The following is a 16,714-nucleotide window of genomic DNA, read 5'->3' on the forward strand; positions in this document are numbered from 1 at the left end:
CCCTCGTTGGTTACGATGAACGCTCGCACCGATCGCCATTGATCGGCTGCTTATGTGATCAGATGCACGTGAGGCTAGGGGCAGGATTTTGCGAAGTAAAATTGGAAGTAAAAATTTGCGACATAAGCGCGACTAATGACTCGGTTTTCTGCATTCCCTTTCGGCACCCCCGGTCAGGAACACAGCAGGGCATGCGGCGGCGTCTCGAGCTCACGCGGCACCTCTCCCTATCCCTCAAACACCCCAACGCAGAGCTGCGGTGTGCACAGGGGCGTCCCACAATTTCGTCGCCTGGCTGTCGAGCACGGAGACGGTGATCGAGGCACCGGCCATGTCGAGGGACGTCACATAAGAACCCGTCAGGAATCGCGTGGCGGTGACCCCAGCGCCGTCCAGAATCCGCTTGGCGCTGTTGGCCATCAAATAGAGCTCGATCAGCGGTGTTGCGCCGAATCCGTTGACCAGGAGCAGGACTTCGCTGCCCTTGCTCGGTGCGAGATCGCCCAGGATCGCGTTGAGCATCTCGGCGGCAATCGCATCGGCAGATGCCAACGGCACCCTGCGGCGACCCGGCTCACCATGAATGCCGACACCCATCTCCATTTCGTCGTCAGCCAGGGTGAAGTTCGGTCGGCCCGCAGCCGGAACGGTGCACGGCAGGAGCGCCACCCCCATCGAGCGGGTGCGCCGATTGACATCATCCCCGAGCGTCTTGAGCGCGGCGAGCGGCATTCCCTTTTCGGCAGCGGCGCCGACCATCTTCTCGACGATCAGCGTGCCTGCGACGCCGCGACGGCCGGTCGTATAGGTCGATTTTTCGACCGCGACGTCGTCGTTGGTCACCACGCTGACGACTTCGCGCCCGGCCATCTCGGCGGCCATGGTGAAGTTCATCACATCGCCTTCGTAGTTCTTCACGATGAAGAGCACGCCTGCCCCGGCGTCGACGGCTTCCGCGGCCTCGATCATCTGATCCGGCGTCGGCGACGTGAAGACCTGACCTGGACACGCGGCATCGAGCATGCCGACGCCGACAAAGCCGGCGTGGAGCGGTTCATGTCCCGAGCCGCCGCCCGAGATGAGCGCGACCTTGCCCGGCTTCAGGGTGCGGCGGCGTACGAACTTCCGCTCGGCGCCGAGCAGCAGGATATCGGCATGGGCTGCCGCCAACCCGTCGAGACTCTCTTCGAGCAACGTATCGGCGCTGTTGATCAGCTTCTTCATGGCGTTCTCCCGGTTATCTGTTTTTGCAGTCAGAATTCGTCAGCCGATGCTTTCGGCGTAGCGCGCGAGCTGAGCAGCAAAATCGACGATGAGCTGCTCGAGCGCGCGATTCTTCTTGTCGTCACCGAGATCGGGCACGGTCACTGTGACAACGCGCGTGCGCGCCTCGCGGTGAGCTCCGCGCAGCCGTCCCGGATGTGCGCGCCCATAGGCCTTGAGGAACGCCGCCCGCTCGGCACCTGCGAGATGGCAGACCTCGAAGATGATCGGGACATGCTTCGCCGGGATCGGCACCAGATAGGCCGGATTTGTGATCTGACTGACGAAGGAGCGGTTCTTGCCGAGCGCTGCGGCGAGCTTCAATCGCGTCCCGGATGGCCGGTTGTCGAGAGCCCGCCGCAGGATGAGCTTGTAATCCGCGACATTGGTGTCGCCGGGCCGGCTTGTGTCCTCGCCTGCATCCTCGGTCATGCGGTCACCTCGGCGATAGCCGCCTTGAGCCGCGCCACCGCAATCGGCGAGACCGAGAGGGTCGTCAGCCCCTTCGCCAGCAGCGCATTCGTCAAGCGCGTATCGGCCGCGGCATCGCCACAGAGCGAGACCTCGACGCCGCGCTTGCGCCCGGCCTCGACTGTCCGCGCGATCAGCGCCAGCACCGCCGGATGGCCGGCATCGTTGAGGTCGGCGACAGCGCCGATGTCACGTGCCGCAGCCATCGTATATTGGGTGAGGTCGTTCGATCCGATGGAATAGAACGCCGCGCCAAACTCCTCCGCGCATAGCGCCGCCGCGGGGACTTCGACCATGATGCCGAGCGGCGGCCGGGCGCAGGCAATTCCCTCTGCGCTGAGTGCCGCGAATTCCGCGTCCAGCATGGCATTGGCACGGTCAAGCTCCGAAGGGATCGCGATCATCGGCAGCATCACCTTCAGCGTCCCGTGGACGGCGGCACGGCACAGCGCCCGCAACTGCACGCGAAACACCTCCGGCCGCGCAAGCGAGAGCCGGATTCCGCGCAGGCCCAGGAACGGATTGCGCTCGCCATCGACCGTCAAGCCGGCAATTGGCTTGTCACCGCCGGCATCGAGGGTGCGGATCGTTACCGGGCGTCCTGCGGCCCAGTCGAGAATGCGTCGATAGACCGCATATTGCGGATCCTCACCCGGCAGCCCCCTCGATCCCTCGAACAGAAACTCCGTCCGCACGAGGCCGATGCCATCGCAAATGGCGGGATCGAGGCCCGCAAGATCTTCGGGCGCGGCGACGTTGATCAGGACGGTGATGCGCCGGCCATCGGCCGTCAGCGCCGGTTTGAGGCGGCCGGCGTCGGCGGCGATCTGTGCGGCAGTCGCAGCCGCCATGCGCTGCTCGAATTGGCGGCGCGTTTCCGGCTTGGGATCAAAGATCACGGTGCCGGCGTCGCCGTCGACCAGCGCCAATGACGGCGGCTGCCCGTTCCTTGGCAACGGGCCTAGTCCGACCACCATGGGGGCGCCGCGCGCCCGCGCGAGCATCGCGACATGCGACGACGGCGATCCAGCCGCCAGCGCGATGGCACCGCCACGGGTCCAGTCGACGGCGAGGAACGTCGAGGGCGAAATGTCATCACCCATGACGACGGAATCGCCGGAGATCTTTGCGATCGTATCTACGCCGTTCAGACCGGCGAGCACACGGTCGCGGATGTCGACCAGATCGGCAGCGCGAGCCCGGAAATATTCGTCTTCCGCCGCGCGATAGCCGGCGATCTCCGCGTCGAGTGCCGCGCGCCAGGCATCATCGGCCGCCGCACCGGCCGCAACGGCGTCATAGGCCCCCTCCGCCAGCGCATCGTCGCCCAGCATCGCGATCTGGAATTCCAGGATCTCCGCAGCCTCGCCGCGAACCGTCGCGATCAGTTCGGCGAGCTCCACGGCTGCCCCCTCGATCGCCGCCTTCAGCGCTGCGGCCTCCTGAACCGGATCGCCCTTCGCCGTTCTGCTCGCCACTGCACTCGTCAGCACGGCGACCGGGCCGATGGCGAGGCCTGGCGAGGCGGGATGGCCGGTGAGATGGATCTCGCCCACGATCTCACGCCTCGCCGAAACCGTCATGCACCAGCGCCAGCATGGCTGCGAGCGCCGCCTCGCCATCAGGACCAGCGATGCGGAAATGCAGCGTTGCGCCCTGCGGCGCCTTCACACGCATCACCTTCACTGGGCTCTTGGCGTCCGTCCAGGGGCCGTCGGCGGCAAGCGCGATTTCGATCTTCGCGGTGAAGCCCTTTGCCAATTGCGTGAGCTTCACCGAAGGCCGCGCGTGCAGGCCGACTGGATTGACGAGCACCGCGGAGGCGGTCAGCAGCGCAAACGTCTGAGCCGCCCGGTTGGCGTTGGCATCATGCATAGAATTCCTCCGCGCTGCGCTTGACGGCGGCGAGTGGCGAGCCGCCCGAAGACTCGGTCGCCGCGATCACAGCCCCCTCGACCACCGGGGCATTGCAGACCAGGACGCGCGCGCGCCGATCCTCAGGAAGCATCTCCACCGCCATCTCCGAATTGGTCTCGGCACCACCGAGATCGACGAGGATCGCGACGCCTGCCGGTGACCAGGCCGTTTCGATCGCCTCGAGGATTCCCGCAACGTTCGTACCGAGTCCGCCATCGACATCGCCACCGGTCCAGGCCAGCGGCACAGCGTCTCCGACCATCTGGCGCACCATATCGGCCGCGCCTTCCGCTATCTTCGGCGAATGCGATACGATGACAATTCCGACATTGCCGGGACGTAAACTGCTCATGTATTGACCTCGAACTCCAGTGTCTCAACCGCTGCGCCGATCAGAAGGGACGCCGAGCGCGAGCCGGGGTCCATATGACCGATGGAACGTTCGCCAAGAAACGACGCACGGCCGCGGATCGCCAGCATCGGCGTGGTGCGATCGGCTGCTTGCACAGCCTCGGCCGCGATCGCCTTGGCATCGCCGCCGCCCGCAAGTAAAGCGTGCACCGGCACCAGGACATCCAGCAGCGTCTTTTGCCCTGCCTCCGAACGGCCGCGCGCCTTGACGGCCTCGATCGCCTTCTCTGTCGCTGCGACGAGATCGGCCCGGCTCGGCTGCTCCGGAAGCGCCTTGCCCAGTTCCATGAAGAAAGTTCCGACCAGCGGCCCTGAAGCACCGCCGACCTTCATCACCAAGGTCATTCCGATCGCCTTCAGCATTTCCGGGAGCGACTTGTCGGCCAGGCCCGGCAATGCCGCGAGCACGGCCTCGAAACCGCGCTTCATGTTCAGCCCATGATCCCCATCGCCAATCGCCTGGTCGAGGCTTGTCAACTCGTCGGCGTGCTCGATCACCGACCCTGCCAGCGCTCGCACAAGTCTTTCTCTGGCTACCCGATCAAGGCTCATGCCGCTACCCTCCAGCCCTTCGCATCGAAAAACAGCGGTTTGTTCAGACGGAGCGACACCACCTCCCCGGCGCCGAAGCCCGCCTCGGGATCCGCCAAGGTCACAACCGGCCGGCCCGCGAGGTCGAGATGGAGATGGCTCTGGTCGCCGAGGTGTTCGACCCGCTTGACGGTCGCCGATACGTCTCCGCCGCCACGCCCAATCGTGAGGTGCTCGGTCCGCGCACCGATCGTCTCGGCACCGGCTGGCGCGCCGGCGAACATGGCCGCCGGCAGCAGGTTGATTGTCGGCTGACCCAGCCGCGCCGCGACATGCGCGTTGATCGGGTTCTCGTAGATTTCGCGCGGCGATCCGATCTGCATCAGCCGCCCGGCCTCGATCACGCCGATACGCGACGCCATGGTCATCGCCTCGGTCTGATCGTGCGTGACATAGAGGATCGTCGCGCCGAGCTCGACCTGGATCCGCTTGAGCTCGAGACGGAGCTCGCCGCGCAGCTTGGCATCCAGCGAGGAGAGCGGCTCGTCCATCAGATAGATCGAGGGCGAACGAACGAGAGCGCGCCCGATCGCGACGCGCTGCATCTGCCCGCCCGACAGCTGCGTCGCCTTGTTGCCCAACTTGGTCTCGATATGAAGAAGACGCGCAACTTCCTGCACCTTCGCGCGGATATCGGCTTCGGGCACGCGACGGGTCGGTGCACGCAACGCGAAGGCCATGTTCTCGAACACGGTCAGGTGCGGATACAGCGAGTATTGCTGGAAGACAAAGGCGACATCGCGGTCCGCCGGTGCGTCGCCGGTCACGTCGCGCCCGTCGATCCGGATCGAACCGCTGTCCGGCCGCTCCAATCCGGCGATCAAACGTAGCGCCGTGGTCTTGCCGGCGCCGGTCGGCCCGAGCAATGCAACGAACTCGCCGTCGCCAATTGTCAGAGACAGATCGCTCACGGCTTGCGTCTTGCCGAATGCCTTGGAGACGGTGTTGATCTCGACCTCAGCCATGCGCACCTCCCTCATATAGCGCGGTGCGTATAGCCCGGCCCGACGCCTTGTCGAAAATCGACAGCGTATCGGGCCGGAAGTCGAGTCCGACAGTCTCGCCAGTCCGAAACGACCTGCTGCTGGGTGAGCGGGCCTTGAGTGCGCCGTAGTGGGTCGTCACGGTCACGATCTGCGTCGTGCCCAGATATTCCGTGCCATAGACCTCGCCGCGCACCATGCCGCGATCGGCGAACCGCACATGCTCGGGCCGCACGCCGAGCACGAGCTCGCTCTCTGCCATCGTCTCGCGCGCGGCAGGAATCGCGACGTCACGCTCGCCGAGCCGGATCGCCTCTGCGCCGGTCTGCAGGCCGCTACGGAACGGCAGAAAGTTCATGGGCGGCGAGCCAATGAAGTCTGCGACGAACAGCGAAGCGGGCCGGTCATAGATGTCGCGCGGGCTTGCGACCTGCTCGACGACGCCATTGTTCATCACCGCGATCCGGTCGGCCATCGCCATGGCCTCGAGCTGGTCATGGGTGACATAGACGGTCGTCGCTCCCAGGCGGTCATGCAGAGCCCGCAGTTCATGAATCATGGCCTCGCGCATCTCGGTATCGAGCGCGCCAAGCGGCTCGTCCATCAGAAAACACTTCGGTTTGCGCACGATCGCCCGCCCCAGCGCGACGCGCTGCCGGTCGCCGCCGGCAAGGCCCGACACGGAGCGGTCGAGGAGATGGGAAATCCGCAGGATGCGCGCGGCCTCGACGACCCGCCGGTCGCGCTCGGCCGCGCTGATGCCCTCGCATTTCAGGGGAAAGCCGATGTTGCGCCGGACATTCATGTGCGGATAGAGCGCGAAGAGCTGGAACACGAAGGCGATGTCGCGCGCCGATGCGCGATTCATCGTCACATCCTCTCCGTCGAGCCGGATGGTCCCTGATGTCGGCAGCTCCAGGCCGGCGATCATGCGGAGCGTCGTGGTCTTGCCGCAGCCGGAAGGTCCGAGCAGGCAGAGGAACTGGCCGTCCTCCACCGTGAAGCTGGCAGCCTTGACCGCATGGAACGCCCCGAAGGATTTGTCGAGCGCCTCGACCTTGATCTGTGCCATCGCGCCCTACTCCCGGACCTTGGACACGATGGTGAACATCACCGTGCCGAACAGGGTCGTCGCAAAGGACCAGGAATACAGTGTCAGGGAGAATGGCTGCATCAGCATCACGACACCGGCGGCGATGATCGTGGTCGCTGCAGCTTCGAGCGGGCCGCGACGCAGAACGCGATCTGCCAGGCCGCGATGCGCGATGGCTGGGTTAAGATCGACACTCATTTGCGGACAGCGCCAAAGGTGATGCCGCGCAGCAGATGCTTGCGCAACAGCACCGTGAACACCACGATCGGCACCAGAAACAGCGCGGTGCCGGCGGCCACTGCGGGCCAGTCCTGTCCGCCCTCGCCGATGATGATCGGAATGAAAGGCGGCGCCGTCTGCGCGTTGCCTGAGGTGAGAAGCACCGCGAAGGCGTATTCGTTCCAGGCGAAGATCAGGCAGAAGATCGCCGTCGCCGCGATTCCCGTGGTGGCCTGCGGCAGCACCACCTTCACGAACGCCTGAAAGCGGGTGTACCCATCGATCATCGCCGCCTCCTCGTACTCGCGCGGGATTTCGTCGATGAAACCCTTGAGCAGCCAGACCGCGAGCGAGACGTTGACCGACGTGTAGAGCAGGATCATTCCAAGCCGGGTGTCCGACAATCCAATGGTGCGGTACATCAGGTAGATCGGGATCGCGACCGCGATCGGCGGCATCATCCGGGTCGATAGGATGAAGAACAGCAGGTCGTCCTTCAGGGGCACGCGGAAGCGCGAGAAACCGTAGGCCGACAAGGTGCCGAGCGCGACGGCGAGCACGGTCGAGCCGAACGCAATGATCAGCGAATTGATGAAGCGCGGCACATAGTTCGAGGGCCCCGCGACCACCATGTTGCGGCTGCGCGCGATGCTATCGCAAAGCCCCTGCGGCGGTCCGAGCGAGCGGATGAACTCCGGCGTCTGGCGCGAGCGCGTCGTGAACAGATTGCAGAAGCCTTCGAGCGACGGCTTGAACATCACCTTGGGCGGGTAGGAGATCGCGTCATCCGGCGACTTGAACGCAGTGAGCATGATCCACACCAGCGGGATCATGGTGATGATGGCGTAGAGCACGACGAGCGAGCCGGCAAAGCGCCGCGTCGTGGCCGACGGCTCGACGACCGAATGGGCTGTGGTGGCTGAGGTCATCGGCTTTTCACCTTGTTCAGCGCCTTCACGTAGATGTTGGCGAGGCCGAACACCGTCACGAACAGGATGATCGCGAAGGCCGAGGAATAGCCGGTGCGCCAGCTCTCGAACGCCGCACGCTTGAGCGTGATCGAGGCAACCTCCGTGGTCGATCCTGGTCCACCGCCGGTGAGCAGATTGACCATGTCGAACATCTTGAAATTCTCGATGCCGCGGAACAGCACCGCCAGCATGATGAATGGCAGCGCCATCGGCAGCGTGATCGACCAGAACTGCCGCCATTTCGACGCGCGATCGACCTCGGCCGCCTCGTAGATGTAGTCCGGGATCGAACGCAGGCCTGCCAGACAGATCAGCATCACATAGGGCGTCCACATCCAGGCATCGACGATGACGATGGCCCAGGGGCTCAACGTGACGTCGCCCAGCATCTGGAATGACGAGGCCGCGCGGCCGGTGAAGAAGGCGACCACGTAATTGAACAATCCGATTTGCGGCTGGTAGAGGAACGTCCAGAAATTGCCGACAACGGCGGGCGACAGCATCATCGGCAGCAGGATGATCGTGGTCCACAGGCCGTGGCCGCGGAACTTCTTGTCGATGAGGTAGGCAAGACCAAATCCGAGGACGGTCTCGATCACCACCGTCCAGATCACGAAATGCGCCGTCACCTGCATCGCCGCCCAGATGTCGGGATCGGTCAGGATCGACTGATACCAGTCGGCCCCCAGCCAGATCGTCGGCACGTTGGCGCGATTGGCACGGTAGTTCGTGAACGACAGATAGATCGTCCAGAGCAACGGGAAGATGTTGATCGCCAGCAGCAGCACGATCGTCGGCGTGATGAAGAGCCAGGCGAGCGTCCTGTCCGACAGGCCCCGGATACGACGCGCCACGCCTGGCCGGACCATGACGGCCCGATAGGTGATCCGCGAAGAGGCACTCAATTCATTCATTGCATCGACCGATCCTGGTACCGGGGCGTCGACGATGCGACGGTTCCGGTCATCGAAGGAAACCCGGAGCGCGAGCGCACGCGCTCCGGGCGGCTTGCCTCAGAACTTCTTGCCTTCTTCCTTGAAGATCGCCTTCCAGTCCTTCACCAGACCGTCGAGTGCTTCCTGCGCGGTGCCCTTGTCGGCCACCACATAGTCATGCACGCGCTTCTGCTCGGCCTGCAGCAGCTGGGCGTAGGAAGGCTCGGCCCAGAAGTCGACGACCATGCCCATCGACTGCAGGAACTCCTTGGCGAAGGGCGCGCTGGTCGGGAAGCTCGGATCGTTCAGCACGGACTTGGCGCAGGAATAGCCGCCGAGCGCCCACCACTTCTTCTGGACGTCGCCGCCGGAGAACCACTTGATGTATTGCAGCGCTTCGGCCTGGTTCTTGGAGTAGGAAACCACCGAGATACCCTGGCCGCCGAGCTGCGTCGCCTGCCCGGCAGATCCGGCCGGATTGACGAAGAAGCCGATCTTGTCGCCGCCGACATTCGGGTCCTTGTACAGGCCAGGAAAGAAGGCGAAGAAATTCATCTGCAACGCAACCTGGCCGGACTTGAAGGCGTCAAGCCCCTCCGACATGTAGGAATTGGAGGCGCCGGGCGGCGTGCAGCACTTGTAGAGCTCCTTGTAGGCCTCGAGCCCCTTCACCGCGCCGGGCGAGTTCACGAACCCGTCCATCGCATAGGGCTTCTTCGGATCGTCGTATTTGAAGCCGTAGTCGTAGAGGTAGTTCGAGACGCCCATGGTGATGCCTTCCGAGCCACGCTCGGTATAGATCGAGGCGCCATAGACCTTCTTGCCGTCGATCTCGCGGCCCTGGAAGAATTGCGCGATGTCGCGCAGCTCATCGAGCGTCTTCGGCACGCCGATGTCGCGGCCGTACTTGGCCTTGAAGTCCTTCTGCACGTCCGGCCGCGCAAACCAATCCTTGCGATAGGTCCAGCCCACCGCATCGCCCATCGCCGGCAGCGCCCAATAGTTCGGCGTGTTCTTCGGCCACTCGGAATAACCGACCACCGTTGCCGGCATGTAGTCGTCCATGCTGATTCCTTCCTTCTTGAAGAAATCGTTGAGCTTGACGTACTGGCCGTTCTCCGCGGCGCCGCCGATCCATTGGGAATCGCCGATGATGAGATCGCATAGCGAGCCGTGGGAATTGAGTTCGTTGAGGAATCGATCGGCGTAATTGGTCCACGGCACGAATTCGAACTTCATGCCGATGCCTGACTTGGCGGTGAAGTCCTTCGACAGTTCGACCAGCGCGTTGGCGGGATCCCATGCGGCCCAGCACAGCGTGATGGTTTTGCCTTGCGCCTGTGCGGTCCCCGCTCCGACACTGAGCGCGGCGGCAACAGCCCCGCATGCCACAACAAGCGTCTTCATCGTTCGTTTCATTGCACGTTCCCTCCGAGTGGGCCGGCCATCGACATGGCGCGCGGCTTTCCTGTCCGCCCGAATGCCTCGAGCAGAGCGACACAGTCCTTGACGAGCTGAACAACTAAACTGGCGTTTCCTCGCGCCACCCGGATTCTATAGGCCCGGCAGGCTCGATTTGTTTAGTGAAGCACGGTTTACTAAACATTGCAACAGGAGCGTGGGGCGCGTCCGCCTAGCTTGAGCGCATCCTCCAATCCATCCGAGAGCCCGGTCGAGACAACACAAGCCAAAAATCCGCTTGCCTGCGGTGGGCCGCGGCGCGCGCAATTCTGTTCGGCCCGGTGCAATTCCTGCGTCCCGTTTGTCCATCACAACCGCTTCACCACAGGGAAAATGTGAGACGGTTCACATCGCCGGGACGAATGAGAGCGTATGCCGTCGTGGTGGATGCCACTCCAACCGGAGATGTCGGATGAAGCGCCTCATGCTTTCGCTCGCCACGGCCCTGCTCGTCATCAGTGCTGCCGCCAGCGCGCTCAAACCGCATGCACTTTCTCGCTTCGCGCAAAGTGGCATGCCAAACATTCAAGAGCTGCAGAAAGCCCGAGCGAGCACGCTGCCGGAGCAGGAGATCGAGGACCGGTCTGTCCTGTTTGCCAGAGAGCGGGCACGATAGAGCGATATGCCGGACGGGCCCTTTCGGGCTTATTCCGCCGCTGCGGTCGCGGGTTGGGTCCGTTGATCGTTCGGTCCGGTCCGCCCACTCTGTTCATCGAGCCACAGGCTATGATGTTCGCGCGCCCAGTTGAGGTCGACCTCACCCGTTCCCATCGCCTCGAAAGCTCCCTCCATCCCGATCGTGCCGATGTAAACATGCGCGATCATTGCAGCCACGAATAGGACGGATACCACGGAGTGGATGATCTGGGCCATCTGCATGCCTTCGATGCCGCTCATGTAGAACGGGAACATCAGCGCATATCCCGTCGCGGCAACGAGGCCACCTCCGATCACCACGATCCAATAGATCATCTTCTGGCCGGCATTGAAGCGATAGGCCGGCGGATGATCATGGCCGACAATGCCCCCTCCCCGCTTGATCCAGGCAACATCCACCTTGTTCGGGATATTTCCCGCGATCCACATCAGGAAGATCAGGATGACGCCGATGGTGAATGGGAAACTCAGATAATTGTGGGCATACTTCGCCCATTGCGACCATTCAGAGAAGGCTTCAAAACCGATCAGCGGCAATAACAACGGCCGCCCGAACGTGATGTTCAGACCGGAGATGGCGAGGATGATGAAGCAGCTGGCTGTCATCCAATGCACGAAGCGCTCAAACAAGGTGAAGCGCACGATGGTGCGTCCCGATCGCCCGCTTTCGAGGCGCACCATGCCGCGAGTGAGATAGAAGACCACGAGCAGCGCCAGCATGCCGACAATCGCGACGCCACCGATCCAGCGCAGCGTGACATTGCGAAACTCCCGCCATTCGCGGCCCTGCGGCTGCTCGAGCACGCCCGACCTCTGATCCGGAATGCTGACACGACCCTGGATCCGGTTGAGCTCCTGCAACAGTTGCTGCTCCTTGACGGAGCTCGCCGTCGGGTTGATCTGTTGGGCCCCCGCTGGAGCCGCCACGATCACCAGAAGCAGCGCGGATGCGCCGAACGCCAGGCGAAGGAATCTTCCAAATGACGGCATTTACGCCTCCTGGTATCGCGTCCTTGACTGCGGTGCGCGTCAGGACTCGATCGTTTCGCGATACGCGGTCTTCCAGCCCCACGCACCGGAGCCGTAGCCACGCTTCGTCACGCGCTCCCGGTAGATCTGGGCAATGATCTCCCCGTCGCCCGCGAGCAGCGACTTGGTCGAGCACATTTCGGCACACAGCGGCAGCTTGCCCTCCGCCAAGCGGTTCGCGCCGTACTTCTCGTATTCCTCCTTGCTGCCGTCGGCCTCCGGGCCGCCGGCGCAGTAGGTGCATTTGTCCATCTTGCCGCGCGAGCCGAAGTTTCCGACCTTCGGATATTGCGGCGCGCCGAACGGACAGGCGTAGAAACAATACCCGCAGCCGATGCAGAGATCCTTGGAGTGCAGCACCACGCCATCGGCGGTGGTGTAGAAGCAATTCACGGGGCACACGGCCGCGCAGGGCGCGTCGGTGCAGTGCATGCAAGCCATCGAGATCGACCGCTCGCCCGGCTTGCCGTCATTGATGGTGACCACGCGGCGACGGTTGATACCCCAAGGCACCTCGTGCTCATTCTTGCAGGCGGTGACGCAGGCATTGCATTCGATGCAACGGTCGGCGTCGCAGAGGAATTTCATACGTGCCATCGTCGCTGCTCCTTATGCCGCCGCGATCTGGCAAAGCGTGACCTTAGGCTCCTGCATGCCCGTCGCGGGATCATATCCGTAAGTGGTAATGGTGTTTGCACTTTCGCCGAGAACGATCGGATCGGTCCCCTTCGGGTAGGCACTGCGAAGATCCTTGCCTCCCAGCCAGCCGCCGAAATGGAAGGGCATCCAGGCGACGCCCTTGCCGACACGCTCGGTGACGAGCGCCTTCATCCTCGCCCTGGAATTGTTCTCGGCCCCCGTGACCCAGACCCAGCCGCCGTCCTTGACGCCGCGATCAGCGGCATCGGCCGGATTGATCTCGATGAACATGTCCTGCTGCAGTTCGGCAAGCCACGGATTGGTCCGCGTCTCCTCGCCGCCGCCCTCGTACTCGACCAGACGGCCCGAGGAGAGGATGAGCGGGAACTGCTTGGCAATCCCCTTCTCCACAGCAGCCTTCTGCACCGAGAAGCCGATGTTGGGCATGCGGAACTGCTTGGCATCGGGCAGCGTCGGATACTTTTCCACCAGGTCGACGCGAGGCGTGTAGATCGGCTCGCGATGAACCGGAATCGGATCAGGCAGGCCGAAAGCGTTCATGCGTGCCTTACCGTTGCCATAGGGCACGCAGCCATGCTTGAGCGCGACCCGCTGGATGCCTCCGGACAGATCGAGCGACCACGACACCGAATCCGGATTGGTCGGATTGACCTTCATGATCGTGGCCATCTCCGCTTCGGTGAGATCGGTGTCCCAGCCGAGCTTCTTAAGGCTCGCCAGCGTGAATTCGGGATAGCCGTCCTGGATCTCGGAATCCTTGGAGTAAGATTTGTCGGCCAGCATGCTGACCTTGCGCGTGGTCCCGTCTGGCAGCTTCTCCTCGCGCTCGATGCCGAAGCGCGGCCGGAACGTGCCGCCGCCGTCCATCACCGCGAGATTGGTGTTGTAGAGCAGCGGCGTGCCGGGATGCCGGACCTCCGGCGAGCCCCAGCACGGCCACGGCAGGCCGTAATAATCGCCGCCGACCTCGGGATCGTCCTTGGGCGCCCGCATCGTCAGCATGTCGAACTTGGCCTGGTTCTTCATGTGCGCCTTGAGCCGCTCGGGCGATTGCCCGCAATAGCCGGTCGACCAGCTGCCGCGGTTCATCTCGCGCAGCACATCCTCCGCTTCAGGCAGATTGTTCTCGACCTTGATCTTCTTGAACATCTGATCGGCGAAGCCGAGCTTCCTGGCCATCAGATAGATGACCTCGAGATCGTCCTTCGATTCGAAGATCGGCTTCACGATCTGCTCGCCCCATTGCAGCGAGCGGTTCGAGGCCACGCGTGATCCCTTGCACTCGAATTGCGTGGCGACAGGAAGAATATAGACGCCATCCTTGCGACCGGCCTCGACGGCGAGCGATGCCCAGGTCGTCGGATGCGGGTCGGCGATGACAAGCAGGTCCAGTGCCTTCATGCCTTTGAGCGATTCAGGAATGCGGGTGATACTGTTACTGGCGTGTCCCTGAACAAACACGGCACGCACATTGTCCTTCTGTGCGACCTGATCTTTCGGCAGCGTCACCGCCTCGAACCAGCGGGTCAGCGGAATGCCGGGAGTCTCCATGATCTGCTTGGAATCGAAGCGCGACTTCAAGAAGTCGTAGTCGACCTCCCAGACCCGCGACCAGTGCTTCCACGCGCCCTCGGCGAGGCCGTAGTAGAACGGCAACGTCACAATATCGAGCCCGACGTCGGTCGCGCCCTGCACATTGTCGTGGCCTCGGAAGATGTTGGCGCCCATGCCCGGTCCGCCGACGTTGCCGGTCAAGAGCAACAGGATGCAGCTCGCCCTCACATTGGCGGTGCCGACGGTCTTCTGGGTCTGGCCCATGGCCCAGATCAGCGTCGACGGCTTCTCGGTCGCGAACATCTTGGCGACCCGCTTGAGCTGTTCGCCGGGAATGCCAGTGACGCGCTCGACCTCTTGCGGATTCCATTTCTCCACTTCCTTGCGGAGATCATCGAAGCCGTAGACGCGCTGCTGGATGAACTCCTTGTCCTCCCAACCGTTCTGGAGGATGTGCCACATGATGCCATGGAGCACCGGAATGTCGGTGCCCGGTCGCATCCGCACATATTCCGTCGCGTGCGCCGCGGTGCGCGTCATGCGCGGGTCGATGACGATGAAGTTGGCCTTTTGCAGCTCTTTGCCCTCGAGCAGATGCTGCAACGAAACCGGATGCGCCTCGGCCGGATTGCCGCCCATGATCATCTGGGTCTTGGCATTGCGAATATCGTTGTAGCTGTTGGTCATCGCGCCGTAGCCCCAGGTATTGGCGACGCCGGTGACGGTGGTTGAATGGCAGATGCGTGCCTGATGGTCGGTGTTGTTGGTGCCCCAGAACGCCCCGAGCTTGCGGAACAGGTAGGCGCCTTCGTTGGTCATCTTGGCCGAGCCGAGCCAATAGACGGAATCGGGACCCGATTTTTCGCGAACCTCGAGGATCTTGTCGCCGATCTCGTTGATCGCAGTGTCCCAGGAGACGCGCGTCCATTGCCCGTTCACAAGCTTCATCGGATAGCGCAAACGCCGCTCGCTGTGCACCAGCTCGCGCACGGAAGCACCTTTTGCGCAATGAGATCCACGATTGATGGGGGACTCCCAGCTCGGCTCCTGGCCGATCCAGACCCCGTTCAACACCTCCGCAGTCACGGTGCATCCGACCGAACAATGCGTACAGATGTTTTTCTTGACGGTGGCGCCGGCGGTCAAAGGACCCGCCATAGCCGCTTCCGCCTTGCGCACGCCGGAAACCGGCATGATCCCGAGTGCCGCGAGCGCGCCACCCGCAAGACCGGACCGCTGCAGGAAGGTGCGGCGATCGAGACCGGTGGTCTGGCTTGCCAGGGTGTTCGCGACCGAGCCGCGGCGTTCGGATCCGGAACGCTCTTGTGTTCGCTTGATAAGCACGGGCAGCCTCCCTCAGGCGGGATAGCGGTTGACGCGGTAATAGGCCTTCACGTGATCGGATTCCTTGTAGCGCGCCTTACGCTTCTCATCGTTGGTCTCGCTGTCGGCTTGCGCGGAGCCGACGAGTGGCGTCGCCAGTGAGGCGCCAGCGCCCACCGTGCCGATGCCAACCTTGCGGAGGAAGTCGCGCCGTCCGACGATCGCTTTCTTTTCATCGCTCATCGCATCTCTCCCGGACCAGCCTGAGCTGGTCACTTGGCGAACGAGAAGGCTTGCCTCTCGATCTCGATAAACCGACGGCCGAGCGTGCCGACCGCGCGATAGAACTTTGCGCTTGCCGCCTGCTCCATGTCAGCGAACAGACGTTCCATCCAGGGCGAAACGTGTTTTTCGAACAGCGCGCGCTGCGCATCGGACGGCGATTGCAAGCGGCCGTCAGCCATTCCGGCCATGATCTCGCATAGAATGGCGGCATGATCTTCGGGTTCCGAATTTCTCTCTACGCACGCGATGCCGAGCGCCGCGAGATCGGATCGCAAGCGGGACAGCGGCCGTTCGTTGAGGAATCCGGTCAGATAGTAGGAGGCATAGGGCAGCAACTCACCGCGGCCGAGACCAACGAAAAGATCAAAATATTCGCGTTCGATCTGAGCTGCGGTCGCGCACGAGGCGGCTTCCGCCAAGGCCGCGTGAGCCTGACCGAGCGGCGTGGCGTCTCCGTCCAGGCCCGCGAGCCGAGAGAGCAAGCTCTTCGACGGCGCAGCCGCGAGCAAGGCGGCGAGAAGGGCATATTCCTGCGCACGCGCGACATCGATTGGATCAACCCTGTCCTGCGAGACGGTGCGCTCGTCATAATGATCAGGATAGAGATCAGGCCGGAGCTCGGCGCGGGGAACACCCGTTGCAGCTTCCACCGCAATCACCCGCTGAGCGGGTATCTTGCTCCAGTTCGAAACCGAGGGCTGGCTGATGCGGATTTTGCGCGCAAGCTGGGCCACGCCGCCTGCGGCGTCGATGGCGCGATCAAGCCCGGCGTCACGCATAGGGACCTCCCGCATGAGACCCGAGTGACTGATTTTGCTTGCGTAACAAAGCGCTAACAAGCGTAGACCCGGTTCCTCAGGCGGTCAATCGTCGACACATAGGTTCAGGCTA

The 16,714-nt window shown here is 63.2% G+C and carries 18 protein-coding genes; 1 reads left to right on the forward strand and 17 read right to left on the reverse strand.

The window, feature by feature from the left end; all coding sequences use genetic code 11:
- Positions 1-234: 234 nt before the first annotated feature.
- From dhaK to JJC00_RS25085, 12 genes are all read right to left on the reverse strand, one after another.
- Complete coding sequence (gene dhaK / locus JJC00_RS25030) at positions 235-1,224, reverse strand: dihydroxyacetone kinase subunit DhaK (protein WP_200468555.1); 990 nt, start codon at positions 1,222-1,224, stop codon at positions 235-237.
- Positions 1,225-1,263: 39 nt separating this feature from the next.
- The gene (locus JJC00_RS25035) at positions 1,264-1,695 is read right to left on the reverse strand and encodes a hypothetical protein (protein WP_200468556.1); all 432 of its coding nucleotides are present in this window, start codon (positions 1,693-1,695) and stop codon (positions 1,264-1,266) included.
- Positions 1,692-3,317: a phosphoenolpyruvate--protein phosphotransferase gene (gene ptsP, locus JJC00_RS25040; protein ID WP_246773909.1), complete on the reverse strand. Its 1,626-nt coding sequence runs from the start codon at positions 3,315-3,317 to the stop codon at positions 1,692-1,694. Before ptsP ends, JJC00_RS25035 begins: the two co-directional genes overlap by 4 nt.
- The gene (locus JJC00_RS25045; protein WP_200468557.1) at positions 3,295-3,609 is read right to left on the reverse strand and encodes an HPr family phosphocarrier protein; all 315 of its coding nucleotides are present in this window, start codon (positions 3,607-3,609) and stop codon (positions 3,295-3,297) included. Before JJC00_RS25045 ends, ptsP begins: the two co-directional genes overlap by 23 nt.
- Complete coding sequence (gene dhaM / locus JJC00_RS25050) at positions 3,602-4,003, reverse strand: dihydroxyacetone kinase phosphoryl donor subunit DhaM (protein WP_129267357.1); 402 nt, start codon at positions 4,001-4,003, stop codon at positions 3,602-3,604. The genes JJC00_RS25045 and dhaM overlap by 8 nt, the downstream gene beginning before the upstream one ends.
- Positions 4,000-4,614 carry a dihydroxyacetone kinase subunit DhaL gene (gene dhaL / locus JJC00_RS25055; RefSeq protein ID WP_200468558.1) on the reverse strand — a complete coding sequence of 205 codons (615 nt, stop codon included), beginning with the start codon at positions 4,612-4,614 and terminating at the stop codon, positions 4,000-4,002. The genes dhaM and dhaL overlap by 4 nt, the downstream gene beginning before the upstream one ends.
- Positions 4,611-5,618, reverse strand: a complete 1,008-nt coding sequence (locus tag JJC00_RS25060; RefSeq protein ID WP_200468559.1) for an ABC transporter ATP-binding protein — start codon at positions 5,616-5,618, stop codon at positions 4,611-4,613. Before JJC00_RS25060 ends, dhaL begins: the two co-directional genes overlap by 4 nt.
- Entirely contained in the window at positions 5,611-6,708 is a 1,098-nt protein-coding gene (locus tag JJC00_RS25065; protein ID WP_200468560.1) for an ABC transporter ATP-binding protein, read from the reverse strand. Before JJC00_RS25065 ends, JJC00_RS25060 begins: the two co-directional genes overlap by 8 nt.
- A gap of 6 nt (positions 6,709-6,714) precedes the next feature.
- The gene (locus JJC00_RS25070; RefSeq protein WP_200468561.1) at positions 6,715-6,927 is read right to left on the reverse strand and encodes a hypothetical protein; all 213 of its coding nucleotides are present in this window, start codon (positions 6,925-6,927) and stop codon (positions 6,715-6,717) included.
- Positions 6,924-7,877 (reverse strand): carbohydrate ABC transporter permease, encoded by a 954-nt coding sequence (locus JJC00_RS25075; RefSeq protein WP_200468562.1) that lies wholly within the window; start codon positions 7,875-7,877, stop codon positions 6,924-6,926. The genes JJC00_RS25070 and JJC00_RS25075 overlap by 4 nt, the downstream gene beginning before the upstream one ends.
- Positions 7,874-8,833, reverse strand: coding sequence for a carbohydrate ABC transporter permease (locus JJC00_RS25080; protein ID WP_200468563.1), 960 nt, complete (start codon positions 8,831-8,833; stop codon positions 7,874-7,876). The genes JJC00_RS25075 and JJC00_RS25080 overlap by 4 nt, the downstream gene beginning before the upstream one ends.
- Before the next feature lie 99 nt (positions 8,834-8,932).
- Positions 8,933-10,261, reverse strand: a complete 1,329-nt coding sequence (locus tag JJC00_RS25085; RefSeq protein ID WP_433996459.1) for an ABC transporter substrate-binding protein — start codon at positions 10,259-10,261, stop codon at positions 8,933-8,935.
- A 466-nt stretch (positions 10,262-10,727) separates the two neighbouring features.
- Between JJC00_RS25085 and JJC00_RS25090 the strand changes: the two genes are divergently transcribed.
- On the forward strand, positions 10,728-10,931 hold the full coding sequence (locus JJC00_RS25090) for a hypothetical protein (protein WP_200468565.1): 204 nt from the start codon (positions 10,728-10,730) through the stop codon (positions 10,929-10,931).
- A 29-nt stretch (positions 10,932-10,960) separates the two neighbouring features.
- Here the strand turns inward: JJC00_RS25090 and JJC00_RS25095 are convergent, their stop codons facing one another.
- Genes JJC00_RS25095 through JJC00_RS25115 form a run of 5 tightly spaced genes read right to left on the reverse strand, consistent with a single transcriptional unit; the run spans position 10,961 to position 16,602 of the window.
- Positions 10,961-11,962, reverse strand: a complete 1,002-nt coding sequence (locus JJC00_RS25095) for a formate dehydrogenase subunit gamma (protein WP_200468566.1) — start codon at positions 11,960-11,962, stop codon at positions 10,961-10,963.
- Positions 11,963-12,001: 39 nt separating this feature from the next.
- Positions 12,002-12,598, reverse strand: coding sequence for a formate dehydrogenase FDH3 subunit beta (gene fdh3B / locus JJC00_RS25100; protein WP_200468567.1), 597 nt, complete (start codon positions 12,596-12,598; stop codon positions 12,002-12,004).
- Between the two features lie 12 nt (positions 12,599-12,610).
- The gene (locus JJC00_RS25105) at positions 12,611-15,559 is read right to left on the reverse strand and encodes a formate dehydrogenase subunit alpha (RefSeq protein ID WP_200468568.1); all 2,949 of its coding nucleotides are present in this window, start codon (positions 15,557-15,559) and stop codon (positions 12,611-12,613) included.
- 12 nt (positions 15,560-15,571) lie between these two features.
- The gene (locus tag JJC00_RS25110) at positions 15,572-15,781 is read right to left on the reverse strand and encodes a twin-arginine translocation signal domain-containing protein (RefSeq protein ID WP_200468569.1); all 210 of its coding nucleotides are present in this window, start codon (positions 15,779-15,781) and stop codon (positions 15,572-15,574) included.
- A 29-nt stretch (positions 15,782-15,810) separates the two neighbouring features.
- Positions 15,811-16,602, reverse strand: a complete 792-nt coding sequence (locus JJC00_RS25115; protein WP_200468570.1) for a molecular chaperone TorD family protein — start codon at positions 16,600-16,602, stop codon at positions 15,811-15,813.
- Positions 16,603-16,714: the final 112 nt, after the last annotated feature.

The organism is Bradyrhizobium diazoefficiens (genome assembly GCF_016616885.1).
GTDB lineage: Bacteria > Pseudomonadota > Alphaproteobacteria > Rhizobiales > Xanthobacteraceae > Bradyrhizobium > Bradyrhizobium diazoefficiens_F.